The following is an 18,139-nucleotide window of genomic DNA, read 5'->3' as shown; positions in this document are numbered from 1 at the left end:
TAATCTTGCATCCCATACTTTTTGACAGTCGGGGGAGCATACGAGTTCATCTAATGGAATTGGAGTTCCACATATTGGACAATGTTTGTGAGGTTCTACTGCCATATTTATCACCTATTTCATATTTTAAAAAATTCTTTTGTATTTGCAGTTACTTGCAATGCAAGTTCTTCTGCATCCATACCCATACACATAGCAATAGTTTTGAGTATGTGGGGTAAATATTTCGGTTCGTTTCTATTCTTTTTAGGTTTTTTATCAAAGTTTTTAGGTATTAAAAAGGGTGCATCTGTTTCAATCATTAACTTTTCTGGAGGAATTACACTTACTGCTTCTTGCAAGTCTCTTCCTCTTTTCATATCACAAATCCATCCAGTAACACCTATATAACAACCTAAATCAATATAATTTTGAGCTTCTTGTTTTGTTCCGGTAAAACAATGAACAACACTTTTCTCAACTACTGAATCATGATTACTTAAAATTTTATATAAATCTTCATGAGCTTCTCTTTCATGTAAGAATAAAGGCATATTTAGTTTTTCTGCAAGTTCAACCTGTGCTTCAAACCATTTTCTTTGCAAATCTTGTGGTGAAAAATTTCTATTGTAGTCAAGCCCACATTCTCCAATAGCCACAACACAATCATCATCAGCTATTTTTTCCAATTCAAAAATTGTATGTCCATTGCATGTTTTAGCATCATGCGGATGAACACCTGATGTTGAAAATAATGTGTCCGGATATTTGGATGCATAATCTCGAGCCATGTGACTTGAATGGATATTGGTTCCGGTAATAATGAATTGATTTACTCCAACCTTTTTTGCTTCTTCAATGATTTCAACTCTGTCCTTTTTAAAAGAGGAATGCATTAAATTTAAACCAATATCAATTAGATTATCCACAAAATCACCTATTTATTAATAACTTTGGTTCCTATATCTTCACCATTAATTGCCTTGATGAGATTTTCAGGTTCATAACCATTTGCAATAACAGTTTCTAAGTCGGATCGTTTAATCATTTGAACAGCTGTAGTATCAAAGAATTCATAAGTTCCAGCTTTCATATCTTTACCATTTAGGAAATCAAGTAAATCTGTAGCTGTTATTTCTCTTACAAGTTCAGCATCATCATATTTATTTGGATCTTTGGTGTACATTCCATCTACTGATGTCAAATTAATTAATTTGTCTGCATGAACATATTCAGCTAAAATGGCAGATACTGCATCAGTACTGTGTGCAGGTTCTGTTCCGCCCATAACAATAATCTTTCCACTTGCAGCGAATTCTAATGCTTCTTGGAAATTGTGAGGTACTCTTTGATAAGCTGCATCTCCAAGTGCAGATAACAATAATTTAGCATTAATTCTCGTAACTTCGATTCCAATATCATCGCATTGAGCTTCACCAGCTCCCAAGTCACGAACAACACTAATATACTCTCTAGCCGGTTTTCCGCCACCAACTACAACGAATAATTCATGTTCATTTGTTAATTCTTTTAGAATTTTACTATATTGCTCGAATCTTGAACTATCATAATCCTTCAATAGAATAGACCCGCCAATTGCAATAACTATTTTCATATATTCACCTTATTGTATATTTTATATCAATTATATAATAAAAGATTGTACTTCATAGCATATATAATTAAAAATATGATTGCACGAGTTCGTATTTTAGGGGATTCATTGCTTGCTTATATTAATATCGTCACTTGATTCTTCTTTTAATGACTTTAAATTATCTTTTAATATTCTATAAATACTTTCAGCACCAATAATATCATCATCACTAACATTCCAATCTGAAGGGTATAATATGAATGGTTTTGATTGGCTGCCTCCGGCTCCTCCATGACTTCCAACTAATTCTTCAAAGGCACAGACTTCATCGTTTTCTTTATCATAAAAACTGTTGACTAAAATATCTGGTGTGTATTTAAAGGAACTGTTTCTTTTAACATGCCGTGTAATATTTTCACCGAATTGTTCAAGAGGATTTTCTCCTTTAATTTCACCAGTATCCAAATAATAAATACCATTTTTACCAATTACCACATCTCCTTTTTCAGATGATCTGACAACGATAAATCCTACATATTCATTGTTAACAATTCCAGGAATTAATTCAGGGAAATATTCATTTATTTCCTCATAGGTTAATCGGTGGCTCCATTGAGTCAGATAAATCATTGCAAGATTCCCAGAAGCTAGTACGATTACTTCAGAGGCCCCTAATTCTTTTTCTTCTCCTTTATCAATTAAATCATCGTTCTTTTTTGAAAAAGGTATGAATGATTCTGCATAGTGGTCTTCATTTGATGACATTTTCGCAAACATTTTCATGTCTTTTGGAAGTAGGGATTTAACATAATCTTCAAATGATTCTCCATATCTTTGTTTAAATGTTGCTCCGTTTGTTTGTCCATGGTCTGACTGAATAACAAATTGATATTTTCTGGGGGTATACTTGTTTGCTTTAATTAAACGGTCTATCTGTTTATCCATTCCCTTAAGAGCATACCATGCATCTTCATCACGAACGCCGGAATGGTGAGCTATTTCATCATAACCCAAATAAGTGGAATATGCTACATCAACATCTCCAACCATTATGTCCCCAACTAGTGTGGATGTATTAATTTCTCTCATAAATACGTTGGTTGCACCTCTTACTGGAATATATGTAATTCCACGTTTGATTCGTGGTTGAATATTCAGTATTCTGTGTTTTATTTGGGATATTATTTCTAAAATCATTTCAGCTAAAAATAAACTAACTATACGTGCAAAATTACTTGGATTTGAGAATACGGAAAACCAGGCCTTATTATATAATTTTTTAATGTTTAATATTTTACTAAATGTAAAAATGACATTATCTGTATCTCCTGAGAATAAATTAGACCTGCTAGCACCATTTTCTGCAAGCAATCCATTTCCATCGGAAATTCTTTCTTCAATCATTTTAACCCTATTTACTCCAGAACATTGCATCATTTGATTGTTATTTGCTTTTTCAATCCATCTGAATGCAGTAATATCTTCATTATTTCCATGTAAAATTCCTGCTTGGCTGGCACCGGTTTGTGAAGATAAATCTGTTTCCCACATTCTGAGTGTATGCGTATTATTATCTATCATTGATTTGACTGTAGGCATTAACCCCTTATCAATTGCTTCTTTTAAAACATCATATGCAAGACCATCAATTTCAATAATAATTAATCCAGGATAATCTTTTGGTTCCTTTTTTCGTTTCTTTTTAGCATCCCTATAAACAGAACGGTAATATGATCCATCATCTTCAATAGTTAATAATGCAGATAATACTGTTGTTACAAAAGCCATCAATATTGGAGTTAAAATTATTGCAGGACCTTTAATTTGTATGTAGAAAAGAGGAGCAAATATTTGTAGTAATAATCCATTTAAAACTAATGTTCCAACACCAAATGTCAAAACAAGAAATGGCATAAACAGTCTAGTGAGTATGGGCCATAATAATGCATTAATTATACTTATAAATATTACAAATAGTGCTACATCATCCAATTCAGCATATGGAATTCCCCATCCAAATAGCATGATTAAATATATTCCAATTATATTTCCAATAAATATTATTAAACTCCTTTTTATTGTAACTCGAGGAGGTTTTTCAAAATCTTGAATACGGTCCATTGTTTCACTTATTTCACGATTATTTATTTTATAACATTAGCACTGGATTTTTAAATTCAAGACATATTTTTGATAAATAAATTCATTTATGGATCAGTACTGATTGGAATATTTGCAGAATAAATAAAATATTTCTGTATTTGTTGGTATACTCCAGTGTAAAAATGTATAGTATTACTCTATTTTTCAATATTTATAAAATTTTTTGAAAATTTTGATATATTGAATATTAAATTAATATAAATCTTAGTTGATGTTTAAATATTAAAAAAAGAGAATGATGATTTTATTGTATAAAAAAATAAAAAAATATGAAGAATTATTTATTCTCCATCGTATAATCCTTTGTGTGCTAAACCAGCAATGATTGCACCGATAATTGGAGCAACAATGAATACCCATAGTTGTTGGAGAGCTACTCCGCCCATGAATAATGCTGGGCCTAAACTACGTGCAGGGTTAACTGAGGTACCGGTTATTGGGATACCTAAAATATGTACAAATGCAAGGGTTAAACCGATTACAATTCCAGCTACAACACTTGTTTTTTCGCTTCTGGTAACTCCAAGTACAGTAAATACAAATACAAAGGTTAAAATTATTTCGGTTAATAATGCACCTGTCATGTTAATGCCTATGCTTGATGCTGCACCAAATCCATTTTGACCTAATCCTGTAGCCATATATCCTCCGAGGCCTGGTGCACAGTTAATTAAAGCAGCAAGTATTGCAGTACCTATAATTGCACCAATACATTGGAAAATAATATATAAAATTAAGTCTTTTGCTTCCATTCTTCCATCAATCCACATTCCTATGGATACTGCTGGGTTGATATGACATCCGGAGATGTCTCCAATAACATATGCCATAGCAACAATTGATAAACCGAATGCCATAGCTATTCCTAAATTTCCAAGTACAGTTCCTGCGATAGCTGCACTTCCACATCCGAATAAAACGAGAACCATAGTTCCTATTAATTCACTCACATATCTCTTCATAAATTCACCTCATATCATAATATTGTTATTACTTATATATTTATCTTCTTCTTTTCTTTCTTCTTTTGCCTCTTATTTTTCTTAATCCTACGCAAGCCAGTATTAAAACAACAATTACTAAAACATATGGGAGAATTGTTATAAGTATTGATTCATGGACCTTTTCAAAATGATAGTTCTTTGCAAAATCCATGTGTGTGCCGTCTGTATGGTTTGCAGTTATTTTAGCAAAATTGTATAATAAATCATAATAACTAATTTTAGCACCTTCATACTCAATAGAATCTGGCGCTCTTCCGTTGTCATCCATATACTGCTTTACTATACCTGCCATTGATATATAGTCATTTATTGAATAGGAATTTTTTGCAAATACTGAATATTGTTCTGGATTTGATGGCCCTGCATATTCTCCAGGACTTTCAAGTCCATTTCCGTTTAGATATGAACTTGTCAGGTATAATAATTGCGGACCTGTATATGAGTTGTAGGTACCATTCATTTCACTGTCTCCGCTTGAGTATAATTCCTGGCTTGCTTTGGCCATTTGTGAAGGAGATAAATTGTGTGTGATTACCAAATCATTATCGTAGTATTTGGAATTGTTATTGCCTATGGCATTAACCACTTCTCTTGCGATGTATCTGTTCACTTCCTCGTTATTTTCATGCAGATGTCCCTTATGTGCAGCATTAGGGTATACTTTCAGTGGCTGTATGTATTTAACTCCTGATTCATTCAGGTATTTTCCTGGATAATTTACTCCGGCAAATATTGTTGGTGAGTAATTATCGTCCCAGGCCCTTCTAAGGGAATGTGAACTGTCCAGATCAAAGTCTCCAGTATTTACATAAATTATCTGTTTTCCGGAATTGATACTGTATTTTGCCATTACAAGAAGGTTTCCGGGGTCGGCTGCCGCGAAGTCTACACATATGTCTGCACCACTTTCTGATGCTCTTGATGCTTCTCCAGGACTTGGTGATTCACTATCAACAATTACTTTAATATCTCCGTTACTATACTCTTCTATATAATTTTTTATGGAGTTTAGCATGGTAACTTCATCATTATTGCCCATAACATTATCTGAGGTTAAAAATATTGTGGTTGTTGCAGCTACTTGCCCAATAGCTGAGGACATCAATAAAAATATTATTAGTATTATGGTACATTCCTTTTTCATGGTTTTATCCTTTTTTTTAAGTTAATTTCTAATTATAGTTTTTCATATTAATTAATGTTTTCATATAATGGGGTTAAATTCTAATAATGATGTAATATTTTTTAATAAAATTAATTAATATTTAGTTTAAAGCAAAAAAATAGATATTAATCCATATTAATTGGATTTTGAATGATTCATATTTTTTATTACAAATTTTGAATTTTTTGAAAGAGTCATGATTTCATTTTAAATCTGATGTCACGGATTGTAGAAATTATTGGAATCAACAGGAACAGATACATAAAATCCTCTGTAGAATAGAAATTCAGAATATTTGTTACAATAGTAATGCCCATAAGAATGATTAATGTATGTATAACATATTTCTTTTCTCTTTTTGAAGGATTATTCTCTAAAAATCCTCTATTATATGCATAGAGATACATGATTAAAAAGAACAGGATTGTCAAAAATATATTTATTCCAAATATCAGGTGGGCTGTGAAAAAGTCTGAATAAAGACCTATCATAGATGTTGTAAATGGAATAATGGATATGCAGGCTAAATATAACATATTAATCCATAAATATGGCATATTCAATGATTTAATCTTAATAAATTCATGATGATAAACCCAAAAAGAAGCGACTACAATAAAACTAACAATAGTTAAACCAAAACTATGGGCAATTGAGTGTAAAAAAGCTATAAACTCTCCTTCAGTTAACAATTGGGTGCCGGGCAAAGCCATACCAAAGACTAGAAGAGTCATTACCATACCAAAAATGCCGTCAGTCAAACCTAACAGTCTTCCGGGGTCAATATCAATATCGCTTTCAAAAGTCTCTATGAATTTTGGAAAAAAGTTATTTTTTTTATTTAATTTTTTTTCAATATCCTGATTTGTTAAGTATTTCTCTCTAAATTCATCTCTGAACTTTCTCATTTTTTCAATATCTTCTTTATCTAACTCTTCTACTATTTCAAGAAGCTCAGCATTAAAATATTTTCTTAAGCTTTCATAATCATGCAATTCTTCAAACTTTTCATCTTTGATAATATCACCAAGTTTCCTATTAATTTTAATGTGTGTATTTAAAAATATTTATAATTATTTTTACAGGCTTTGTCGATTTTCAAAATCGGTTTTCGATTTTAGTTTCAAATTAAATTTTTGGCATATATTCGTTTTAAAACTTCTCATTTGTATTGAATATTCGTTTTTTAGATTTTAACGTGGTATTTTGAAAAATATTTTTAATTTTATTACTTTTTTTCATTTTTCACCTACTGTTTAAAGTTTTTATATTGCGATGTTAAATTCTAATTTTAATGTAATATTTCTTAATGAAGTAGATTTATATTCAGTTTAAAGCAAAAATATAAATATTAATCTGTATTAATTAGATTTTAGAGGATTTATATAGATTATCTTTTATTTTGGCGCAATATTATAATTTTTTGATAAAATTATTTTCGGATTGTAAAATTGTCCAAAATTGTTGGATTATGATCTTATATTTGTCCTAAATTATGAGGTGTAAGCTGGCTACATTGATAGTCGGCTTTTAATTCATTAAATTTTGCATAAATTTTAGATTAGAATGTAATTTTTAAAGATATAAGTTAAAATAAAAAGGTTAAATGCTTATTAATAGCTTTTTTGTTAATTAATGGTGGTTATCAATTTCCTCGAAGGAGAAAATAAAATGTTTGAAAATAAGATAGCTATTAGCAAAAATTTCTTAATTGCCATATGCTTCATTTCATTATTTCTATGTGTAATTAACTGTGTTAATGCAATAGATTTAAATGACACTTCAAATACTATAAATATGATAGGCAGTGAAGCAAATGGTAATGTAAATGCAATTGATGAAGATATACTAGGAAATTCTCAACAAGATATACTTTCGCAACCTAATACTATAACTTTAAACAATGGAAAATTTTCTGATATTCAAAATTTAATTCATTATAATTTAAGTGATGGTGATAAACTTATTTTAAATGGTTTATTTACTACAGATAACTCACAATCTCATATTTCTGTTTATAAAAACATAACTTTCACATCTACGTCCGGAGCGACATTTGATGCAAAAAATTTATCTAGAATATTTTTTGTTGAAAATGTTGGTTCAGGTTCATCATTTTCAAATTTCATTTTTAAAAATGCTTGTGAATTATATGGTGGTGCATTTTATATTAATGGAAAGGATGTGGTAATTGAAAATTGTTTATTCCAAGATAATTATGCGTCTATGGCTGGTGGTGCAATATATTCGGGTTATGATATTGACCTAAATCCGGATTATGGGCGTAATTTATTAATTAAAAATTGTGAATTTAGGAATAATGGTGCTAAAATGACTGCTGGAGCTGTGGGTGCTTACGGATATAATGTAAGAATATTGGATTGTTTATTTGATTCAAATAGTGTTTGTGATAGTGATGGTGGAAGAGTATATGGAGGTGCTTTACAAATAGGGAAAGAAGAATATATTTCAAATTCACTAGTTGAAAATTGTAAATTTATTAGAAATAAGGCAATTTCTCCAAATGGAACCAATTTATCTCATGCTGGTGCAAGTTGTATTAGAGAGGGTGTTACATTTGAAAATTGTTTATTTGAAGAAAATTCTGCAGATCACGGCGGTGCTTTAACTACTCATTGTTCAGGAACAATTAAAAATTGTACTTTTAAATCAAACACTGCCAATAAATATGGTGGTGCAATTTCTAATATGGATAATTTTAATTCACAAAATCTTAGAATAATTGATTGTGATTTTAGTTTAAATAGAGCTCCTTATGGTGGGGCTGTAAAATTAGCAGGTTCTAGTATTAAAATTGATGATTGTAATTTTGATGATAATTATGCATCTAAAGATGGTGGTGCAGTATTTATTGATACAAATACTCTTGATGTCAGTAATTCAAATTTCAATTATAATGATGCAGAACGTAATGGTGGTGCAATATATGTTAATGGTAAATCCACAAATATTCAAAGATCATATTTTAGACATAATACTGCTATTGCAAATCCTAATGTTAAAAATGATGGGTTAGGTGGTGCTATTTATATTAATGGGACTTTGGATACAGTAAATAATAATATTTTTGAGTATAATGTTGCAAGAAACGGTAGTGCAATTTACTACGATAAATCCGGAAAAGATTTAAATATAACAGATAATGTCATGTCAAAAAATCAGGCTTGGGTTTATGCGCTCCCTATATGTGCTAGTGATATTTACTATGGTGAAACTGAAAGAATAGGTGCCGTAATATATGGTGGAAACAATATCGGAGATTATGATAATTTGGCTGTTTCAAATGCAATTTATAATGCTGCTTCAAATAGATATATAAAAATTGATGGTGAAATACCAGTTTATGGAGCAACAAACAGTGGTCAATTATATCAAGATTCCCGCGAATATAATATTGATGTATTATTGACTGTTAAAGACTCTGATGGTACTGTAGTTTATAATAAAACATTAAAATCTAATTATTTAGGCGAAGTTAGTGATGTATTGTCAAATTTAAAAGTAGGAACTTACACAGTTACTGCAAAGCATTTTGAAGATAATTATTACAAAGCCATTACAAATCAAACAACTTTTGTTGTTAGGCCTAAAGTAGATAATGCGGTTATTAAAAATTCCAATTATGAAACATATAACTATCATGATCAGGTTGTCTGGACAATAAATGTTGTAAATAATGGTCCAAATGATGCAACAGGAGTTAAAGTTATTGATGTATTGCCTGTGGGTTTGGTTTATCAGTCATATTCTGCTTCTGTTGGTAATTATGTAAATGGTGTTTGGAATATTGGTAATTTAACTAAAGGTGCTTCTGCAACTCTCAAAATCACTACTTTAATCAATGGAACTGGTGATATCATTAATACTGCAAATGTTGTTTCTAATGAATTTGATTGGAATACAGATAATAATAAAGATTCTCAAAAAGTTACAATTCCTAAATCAGCAGATTTGTCAGTCATTAAACAAAGTAATGTTACAAGTGCTAATCTTGGCGATTTGGTTAAGTGGACTTTGACTGTTAAGAATAATGGGCCTGATGTCGACACCAATGTTGTTGTTAGTGATGTGTTGCCTGAGGGTTTGATATTTAATAGCTCTAATGGAAATTATGCTAATGGTGAGTGGTCTGTCGGTACTTTAAATGTCGGACAATCAAGAACTTTAGAAATAATTGCTTTAGTAAATACTACTGGACCTATTGTAAATACTGCAACAGTTAGTGGAAAAGAGTATGATTATAATTTAGCAAATAATAAAGCATCCAAAACAATTAATGTTGCTAAAGCGGCTGATTTAAAAATATCTAAAAATGTAAATAATACAGCACCTAATTTTGGAAGTTTGGTTAAATGGACTTTAACGGTTAGTAATATGGGTCCTGATTCTGCTAGTGGAGTTAATGTTAGTGATGTGTTACCTTCTGGCTTAATTTATCAGTCATATTCTGCTTCTGCTGGAAGTTATATTAATGGCATGTGGTCTGTTGGCAGTTTAGCTAAAGATGCTTCCGCTACTTTGAATATTGTTTGTAGAGTTAATAAAACAGGTTCAATTAAGAATGTTGCATCAGTTACTGGAAATGAGTTTGATATTAATAAAAAGAATAATGTGGATGAAAAATCCATTAATGTTCCTGATGCTGCTGATTTAGCTATTACAAAGAAATCTAATATTTCTAATCCTAATTATGGTGATTTGGTTATGTGGACTTTGACTGTCAGAAATAATGGGCCTAATGATGCGACTAATGTTGTTGTTAGTGATGTGTTGCCTGAGGGTTTGATATTTAATAGCTCTAATGGTAGTTATGTTAATGGTGAGTGGTCAGTTGGTACTTTAAATGTCGGTAAATCTATAAGTTTGGAAATTATTACTTTGGTGAATGTTACAGGTTCTATTGTAAATACTGCAACAGTTACTGGAAGAGAATATGATTATAATTCTTCAAATAATAATGCATCAAAAACTATCAATGTTTCTAAGGCTGCTGATTTGTCCATTAATAAGGTTGTTAATGTAAGCAATCCTAACTATGGTGATTTGGTTAGGTGGACTTTGACCGTTAGGAATAATGGGCCTGATGCTGCTAGTGGCGTTAATGTTAGTGATGTTTTGCCTGCTGGCTTAATCTATCAGTCATATTATACTACTGATGGTAGTTATGTTAATGGTAAATGGTCTGTTGGCAGTTTGGCTAAATATGCTTCTGCTACTTTGGATATTGTTTGTAGGGTTAATAAAACAGGTTTAATAAAGAATGTTGCATTAGTTACTGGAAATGAGTATGATATTAATAAAATCAATAATCAGGCAGAATCATTAATCAATGTTCCTGAAGCTGCAGATTTAATTATTACTAAGCAATCTAATATTTCTAATCCTAATTATGGTGATTTGGTTAAATGGACTTTGACTGTCAGAAATAATGGTCCGGATAATGCAACTGAAATTACTGTTAGTGATGTTATTCCTCAAGGATTGGTGTTTAAAAGTTCCAATGGCAGTTATGTTGATGGTGAGTGGTCTGTTGGTACTTTAAATGTTGGCCAATCCAAAAGTTTGGAAATCGTTACTTTAGTGAACATTACTGGAATCATTATTAATGATGCTAATGTTTCTGGAAAGGAATATGACTACAATGCTTCCAATAATAATGTGTCTGAAGCCATATCTGTTGCTAAAACTGCAGATTTGATTTTAAATAAGGTTGTTAATGTAAGTAATCCTAATTATTTGGATTTAATTAAATGGACATTGGTTATAAGAAACATGGGTCCGGATAATGCAACTAATGTCAGTGTTAGTGATATTTTGCCGTCTGGCTTGATTTATCACTCATATTCTGCTTCTGCCGGTGATTATATTAATGGTATATGGTCTGTTGGTAATTTAGCTAATGGCAATTCCACTACTTTGGATATTGTTTGTAGAGTTAATAAAACAGGTTCAATCAGAAATGTTGCATCAGTTACTGGAAACGAATATGATATTAATAAAACAAATAATGTGGATGAAGAGTCCATTGATGTTCCTAAGGCTGCAGATTTGGAAATGATAAAATTGGTAAATAATTCATCTCCAAATTATCATCAATATGTAAAATGGTCTATTATTGTCAAAAACAATGGTCCTGATGATGCACATGGTGTTTTAGTTGAAGATATATTGCCTGATGGTTTGATAGTAATGGCTGCTGATGGTAATTATGATGGCAGAAAATGGGATATTGGTACATTAAATGCATTTTCATCAAAAACATTGGAAATTATGACCTTTGTCAATAAAACAGGTATGATGATTAATAATGCCAGTGTTTCATCTGATGAATATGATTATAATAAATCTAACAATGAAGATAATTCATCCATCAATGTTCCACCTTCAAGCGATTTGGAGATTGCTAAAATGGTAAACACTTCAACTCCATTGTACAAAGAAAACATTAAATGGACCATTATTGTTAAAAATAATGGTCCAGATAAAGCAACAGATGTTAAGGTAACTGAATTATTGCCCGATGCATTTGAATTAGTCAAATCAACTGCAAGTAAAGGAAATTACATTAATGGAATTTGGTCTATTGATGATTTGAATGCTGGTGAAATAGTTAATTTGGAAATAATCACTAAAGTTGTCAAAACAGGTGATTTTACAAATAAAGTCATTGTCACAGGCAACGAATATGATTATAACAAGTCTAATAATGAAGCTAACAAATCAATTAAAGTTCCTCCGGCTATTGACCTAGAGATTAGAAAAAAAGTAAACAATACTTCTCCGAATTACTATGATTTGGTTAAATGGTCAATCACTGTTAGGAATAATGGTCCGGATAATGCAACAGAAATCGAAATTGCTGATGTTTTGCCTAAAGGTCTTGAACTTGTTAGTTATGATTCATCAAAAGGATATTACACAGATGGTTTTTGGAAATTCTGTTGCCTTAATGTTGGTGAAACTCAAAAGTTAGATATAATTACCAGAATCAAAGCTATTGGTGAAATAAAAAACATTGTTACAGCAAATGCAAATGAATATGACCATGATTCACATAATAACAAGGATGAATCCGTAATAAATGTTGCCCCTTCATCTGATTTGGAAGTAACTAAATTTGCTAATCAAAGTGTAGTCAATTACAAAGATTTGGTAAAATGGACTCTCATTGTTAAAAATAATGGTCCAAGCGATGCTACCCGTGTTTTTGTTTTAGATTCATTGCCTGAAGGTCTAACCTTCATTAGTGCACAGGGTGATGGCAGCTATTCTACAGTGGGAACATGGTATGTAGGAAATATCGCTTCTGGTCAAACCATGGAATTAACTATTATTTCCCGTGCTGATAAAACCGGTGAATTCAATAATGTTGCTGTCGTAAGAAGTGACCAGCATGATTATAATCCTTCCAATGATAGGGCAGAAAAAAGTGTCATTGTACCTCCGGCAGCAGATTTGGCTATTACAAAAACGGTTTCAAAATTGCAGTATGCCGTTGGTGATTTAATTTCCTATGCAATTGAAATTACCAATAACGGTCCGGATATGGCCAATGATATTAACATTACAGAAATTAAAGATGATGCTCTTGAGTTTAAATCAGTTTTCGCTGCATCTGGATTCTATGATAGTGTCAATGATATATGGCATATTGAATCATTGCCTAATGGTGAAAAAGCATCTTTGTATATTGATGCCATTTCTACAAAGGAAGGTTTAATCAGCAACAAGGTTTCAGTAATTTCTAAGACTTTAGATCATAATATGCTGAATAATTATGCCGAATCAATTGTTGAAGTCATTAAAAAAATCATAGATCCGGACAATCCATTCAATCCTGGAACATATTCTAGATTTAATGATAATGGATTTGGAATAGGTGATTTTGATGCTGTTGCAAAAGCAAGTATTGAAATGAGGGAAACTGGTCTTCCTGTTGGAATTTTATTTGTCATTGCTTTGATTTCAGTAGCTTTTTGCGGTTCAAATATTTCAAAGAAAAGATAATTTAAAGTAGCTTTTATGCTACTATTTTTTTATTTTTTTAATCGATTTTTTCATATTTTTCAAGTGTCAAAATTATTAATTTTTTACTTAATTATTTTACTAGTTAACATTATTTCCATAAAAATTATTTGCCGTATATGTAAAATAATCAATAGTTTTAAATAAGACTTTGAATAAATATTAAAATTGATATTGATGTAATAAGATGTTTTTTGTAAACTTGCTTATTTTTACACCAATATTTTTCAAAAAATAATGAAGTGATTAATTATGTCAGATGAAGAAATTATAGAAACTACTGAAGAATTTGTTGATGAAGATGAAGAAAAATTACCTTTCGCTAAAGCAGAAGTTGTTCGTTTAATGAAAGAAAATCTTGATGACGACAAAATGATTAGGGAAAGAGTAAAAGTTGAAATGAATAAATTCTTAGGTGAAGTTTTAAAAAATGTATGTAAACAATTAAATGATTATCCTTACACTACAATCGAATATGAAATGCTTAAGGAATCTACTTACCCTTACACAAACATTGAAAGAATTAACCAAGAAAAAGAAAGAATTTTATTACATTTAGAAGCTATTAAAGCAGATTGTAATGCTTTAGCAATGGATGTTCAAAAAACATTAAAATTAAAAGATGTTATTGAAGAAGATACTTTTGCTAGCTTTTCCGCAGTTTCTGAAGAAGAAGAGGAAGAAGAATAATTCTTCCATTACTTATTTTTTTAACTATTTGTCTTCGATATGAGAAAATCCTGTTTTTAACTGTTGTAATTCCTCTTCAGGAATTTCAGATATTACCACATCATCACTGACAATGTTACTTTGACCGAATGGATCATCAATTATTAAGGTAGCTGTTCTTTCACCATTAATTAGCTCTTCAATAGCTTCTAAAGTATTCTGAGCATTGGTCTGTGATTGTTCGTCCTGAAATAGTTGCATCGCTTTTTTTACTGCACCTTCAAATCGTGTAAGTATGCCCTCAACATTTGTTACATATCCCTCTGACTTTGGCCCTGGCTCTACTTTAACTCCAATTTCTGGAATTGTGACTGTAGCGGATTGTGAACGTACAACCCTTACAGATAATGTTTCTTCAGATATTTTTAAACTATATTTTGCAGGGTCATTATGTTCAAGCGCTATAACATCGCTATGTTTAAAGCCACATTTTTTACATTGGATTGTTGTTTCAAGCACTTTTCCAAAGTGTGGAATTTCAATTTCTTTCATTATTGATGTTGCAAAACCTTCAACAGCACATACGGGGCATTTAATTGCCATTTCATTAATTTCAGTTGTTTCTTCTTCACCCATTGTAAACAAATCCTTTATCTGTCAATTTCTTTTCAATTTTTTCTAGGGTTTCACTATTGGATGCGCAAATTGTTAATTCCCTATATTTTGATATATTATATAAATTATCCAAATCCTGTTTAACATTTGGATTTTTTTCAATATTGTCTATAAATCTGTTAGCGGATTCATAATCTGAAATTTTAACTTCTCTAACAAGAGGTTCTTTAAATCCTTTTAGACTATAAACTATTTTTTCTATGCTTCCGTTATTTTCATTTATAATAATGTCAACAACATCCTTCAGCTCTTCAACACTATTTGTCAGTTTAATGTTTGTGCTGGATTTATTGATGATTGTCAATATTTGTTCCATACTCTTTTCAATGGTTTCGGTTTTAATTATTGAAACATTATATTTTTCGGCCTGATGCAGTAGGTGATTGTGGATGATTCTGTTTTCCGTAAAGAAATCAAGCTGTTTTCCACCTCTATGAATCTGTATTGCTCGTTTTACAAAACGTTCCTTGTGGGATTCTTCATCAGAACTTAAAACAAAGAAGTAAATTTCTGCATAATCTTTAAACTGTTCAATGTCTATTAAACCAGGAATCAAATGAACTCCTTCTATAATTATATCATCAAAATCGGTTATGGCTCTTTGAATGATTTTTTCAAGTCCGGGAATCACATAAGAAGCATGTTCATCAAAACCTGCAGAAACCAGCTCTTCATAGCTTTGATAATTTGCTTTATTTCTTAAATTTTTATAAGCATCATAAGATGAACTATGCAATGCCGGAGCATATTCTTTTCCGATAATTCCTCGTACCACTGCTCTAATAAAATCACTTTCAATTAAATGTTTGATATTTAATTCTTTTGCTAATTGTGAGGCAATAGTTGACTTTCCAATCCCAGATGCACTTCCAATTAATATAACATAAGGTTTTCTCATGTTTTTGGCACTCCATGTTATCTTTTTTTAATAATTTATATATTATGTTAAAAAGATTTTTCTATTTAATAACATTATATTTTAATATTAGAAAATATAATAATTATAATTAGTATATAATTTTTTGAAAATTTTAATATTATTTTTATTATTATGAGATAATTATAAGTTATAGGAGAGATAGTTTTGTACTCAATAAATTCAGTTAAAGAAATTCAGGAGTTAAACCCTTTCATTGTTGTTGGTTGTGGAGGGGGAGGAGAAAAATTCTCCAATCTTGAAGGTGTTGAAGCAGTTGGATTCATTGATGATGATGAACGTAAACAAGGTAAACAGTATTGCGGACAGATAATTTCAGATAGTTTAGAAAAATGTTTAATGGAAAATGATGCAAATTCCATTGTTATAATGTTGCCGATTGGTGCTGAAGGTACAGCTCTTAAATATGCTGTTCAAGCTATTGACGCAGGATTAAATGTTATTACTTCATTTAGATCATTGTCAGTTGAAGATAATCCTGCATTAATTAAATTTGCAGAAGCAAAAAATGTTGTTATTAAAGAAATTAGTCCAAGATTAGATGTTGTTGAAAAATTTGCAGGCGTTGCTCCTGAAAAGTCATGTGAAGTTTTACCAAAAATTTCATATACTCCTAAGGCTCCCGTTGTTTTTGTTGGAGGAACTTCCCAGGAGTGTGGTAAAAGAACCACCACTAAAAAATTAGGCATTGCTGCTGAAGAACGTGGTTTAACATCAGCCATCATATCTACTGATGAAATGGGACTTGAAGAACCAACTGATTTTAATTTTAGAGCAGGCAGTTTATCTGCAATGGACGTTCCTGCAGCTATTTTAGCTGCGATTAAATATGTTGAAGAGGAAAAAAGTCCAGATATTATTTTCATTGAAGGCCAATCCAGTTTAACTGAAAAAGGAAATCCTCATCCAAGAGGTTTATCCGCCGCTATTTTAATCGGTGCAGCTCCGGATGCAGTTATTGTTGGACACAGACCAAATCATCCATACAGGGATCCTAGAGGAATTGAAGAAGAAATTAGAGCAATTGAAGCTATTGAACCAACTAAAGTTGTTGGTTTATCTATTAACTTAAAAAATGCAGAGTTAGATATGGATATTGAATTTTTCGAATCCAAATTTGATTTACCTGTTGAGGATGTTTATCACAATGGAGCTTCAAAATTATTGGATGCTATTTTTGATTATTTAGAGGAGTAATTTACATGAATTATGTGGATGTAATTAAAAAAAGTTTGGGTTTTGAGATAGATGAAGATTCCAGGAGAAGTAGGAGTAATAATGCAAATCGCGGATATACTAACCGTCCTACTCCAAGACAAAATCCTCAATATGGTACTAAACAACCATCTGGGCAGGATTTTGATGATATTGAACCTATCATTCCAGAATCATCTTTTTATGAAATTGTTTTAATCAGACCTAAGACTATAGATGATATTAATTATGTTGTTGATCAAATTCTTGAAGAGAAAAATCCAGTTATTTTAGATTTGTCTTTTCTTGAAAGTGAAAGTCCTGCTAATTTTAAACTTGCTGGAGATAAAATTAAGCAAATGAGGGCTCGTTATGGTGCTCAAGCATTATTGCTTTCACGCAATAGCGAAAAAAACTTAATTATTCTCGCTCCTAGGAAAGTAAAATTAGTTAAAAAAAATTAATCGGATAATGCATTCGCATTATTCCAATTCTTATTTTTGATAAATTTAGGGTTACCTAAAAAAATAGAAATATTTAAATACTAGTTTTTACTACATTATATCTAGTGATGTAAAGTTTAGGCCAACCTAAAAAAACACATTGCTTAAACATTATCAGTCGATAATAATACAATCTCCAAAATTAAATTTTGTTTGAATTAGTTTTCTCACAATTTTCTAATTCAAATATAGGAAAAATATCTGCCA

General features: G+C 30.8%; 13 protein-coding genes. 4 read left to right on the top strand and 9 right to left on the bottom strand.

Translation table 11 applies throughout. The features are described from left to right. The 7 genes from ACKI3Q_RS10440 to ACKI3Q_RS10410 all read right to left on the bottom strand — a co-directional run. On the bottom strand, positions 1 to 105 hold a 105-nt coding region (locus ACKI3Q_RS10440), incomplete at its 3' end, for a DUF2116 family Zn-ribbon domain-containing protein (RefSeq protein WP_407416527.1). 14 nt (positions 106 to 119) lie between these two features. Beyond that, entirely contained in the window at positions 120 to 908 is a 789-nt protein-coding gene (locus ACKI3Q_RS10435; protein WP_407416526.1) for a TatD family hydrolase, read from the bottom strand. 8 nt (positions 909 to 916) lie between these two features. After that, positions 917 to 1,594 (bottom strand): UMP kinase, encoded by a 678-nt coding sequence (gene pyrH, locus ACKI3Q_RS10430; RefSeq protein WP_407416525.1) that lies wholly within the window; start codon positions 1,592 to 1,594, stop codon positions 917 to 919. Positions 1,595 to 1,699: 105 nt separating this feature from the next. Next, entirely contained in the window at positions 1,700 to 3,697 is a 1,998-nt protein-coding gene (locus ACKI3Q_RS10425; protein ID WP_407416524.1) for a phage holin family protein, read from the bottom strand. Between the two features lie 323 nt (positions 3,698 to 4,020). Continuing rightward, the gene (locus tag ACKI3Q_RS10420; protein WP_407416523.1) at positions 4,021 to 4,701 is read right to left on the bottom strand and encodes an MIP family channel protein; all 681 of its coding nucleotides are present in this window, start codon (positions 4,699 to 4,701) and stop codon (positions 4,021 to 4,023) included. Between the two features lie 40 nt (positions 4,702 to 4,741). After that, a complete protein-coding gene (locus tag ACKI3Q_RS10415) occupies positions 4,742 to 5,887 on the bottom strand; it encodes an adhesin (protein WP_407416522.1) in 1,146 nt (381 codons plus the stop codon). 215 nt (positions 5,888 to 6,102) lie between these two features. Continuing rightward, entirely contained in the window at positions 6,103 to 6,903 is an 801-nt protein-coding gene (locus ACKI3Q_RS10410) for a TMEM175 family protein (protein WP_407416521.1), read from the bottom strand. A 676-nt stretch (positions 6,904 to 7,579) separates the two neighbouring features. Between ACKI3Q_RS10410 and ACKI3Q_RS10405 the strand changes: the two genes are divergently transcribed. Both ACKI3Q_RS10405 and ACKI3Q_RS10400 read left to right on the top strand, forming a co-directional pair. After that, positions 7,580 to 13,936 (top strand): hypothetical protein, encoded by a 6,357-nt coding sequence (locus ACKI3Q_RS10405; protein ID WP_407416520.1) that lies wholly within the window; start codon positions 7,580 to 7,582, stop codon positions 13,934 to 13,936. Positions 13,937 to 14,206: 270 nt separating this feature from the next. Next, on the top strand, positions 14,207 to 14,644 hold the full coding sequence (locus ACKI3Q_RS10400; protein ID WP_407416519.1) for a hypothetical protein: 438 nt from the start codon (positions 14,207 to 14,209) through the stop codon (positions 14,642 to 14,644). A gap of 24 nt (positions 14,645 to 14,668) precedes the next feature. Here the strand turns inward: ACKI3Q_RS10400 and ACKI3Q_RS10395 are convergent, their stop codons facing one another. Both ACKI3Q_RS10395 and ACKI3Q_RS10390 read right to left on the bottom strand, forming a co-directional pair. Next, positions 14,669 to 15,259: a ZPR1 zinc finger domain-containing protein gene (locus ACKI3Q_RS10395; RefSeq protein WP_407416518.1), complete on the bottom strand. Its 591-nt coding sequence runs from the start codon at positions 15,257 to 15,259 to the stop codon at positions 14,669 to 14,671. Continuing rightward, a complete protein-coding gene (locus ACKI3Q_RS10390; protein ID WP_407416517.1) occupies positions 15,252 to 16,196 on the bottom strand; it encodes a 3H domain-containing protein in 945 nt (314 codons plus the stop codon). The genes ACKI3Q_RS10395 and ACKI3Q_RS10390 overlap by 8 nt, the downstream gene beginning before the upstream one ends. 186 nt (positions 16,197 to 16,382) lie before the next feature. On the opposite strand from ACKI3Q_RS10390, the gene ACKI3Q_RS10385 reads away from it, so the two are divergent. Continuing rightward, complete coding sequence (locus tag ACKI3Q_RS10385) at positions 16,383 to 17,432, top strand: DUF1611 domain-containing protein (RefSeq protein ID WP_407416516.1); 1,050 nt, start codon at positions 16,383 to 16,385, stop codon at positions 17,430 to 17,432. Between the two features lie 5 nt (positions 17,433 to 17,437). After that, entirely contained in the window at positions 17,438 to 17,893 is a 456-nt protein-coding gene (locus tag ACKI3Q_RS10380) for a cell division protein SepF (protein WP_407416515.1), read from the top strand. The last annotated feature ends 246 nt before the right edge of the window (positions 17,894 to 18,139 follow it).

The organism is Methanobrevibacter sp., from assembly GCF_045636185.1.
In the GTDB taxonomy this organism is placed as follows: domain Archaea; phylum Methanobacteriota; class Methanobacteria; order Methanobacteriales; family Methanobacteriaceae; genus Methanocatella.
The sequence above is the reverse complement of the archived record's forward strand: the minus strand, read 5'-3'. Positions and strand labels throughout refer to the sequence as shown.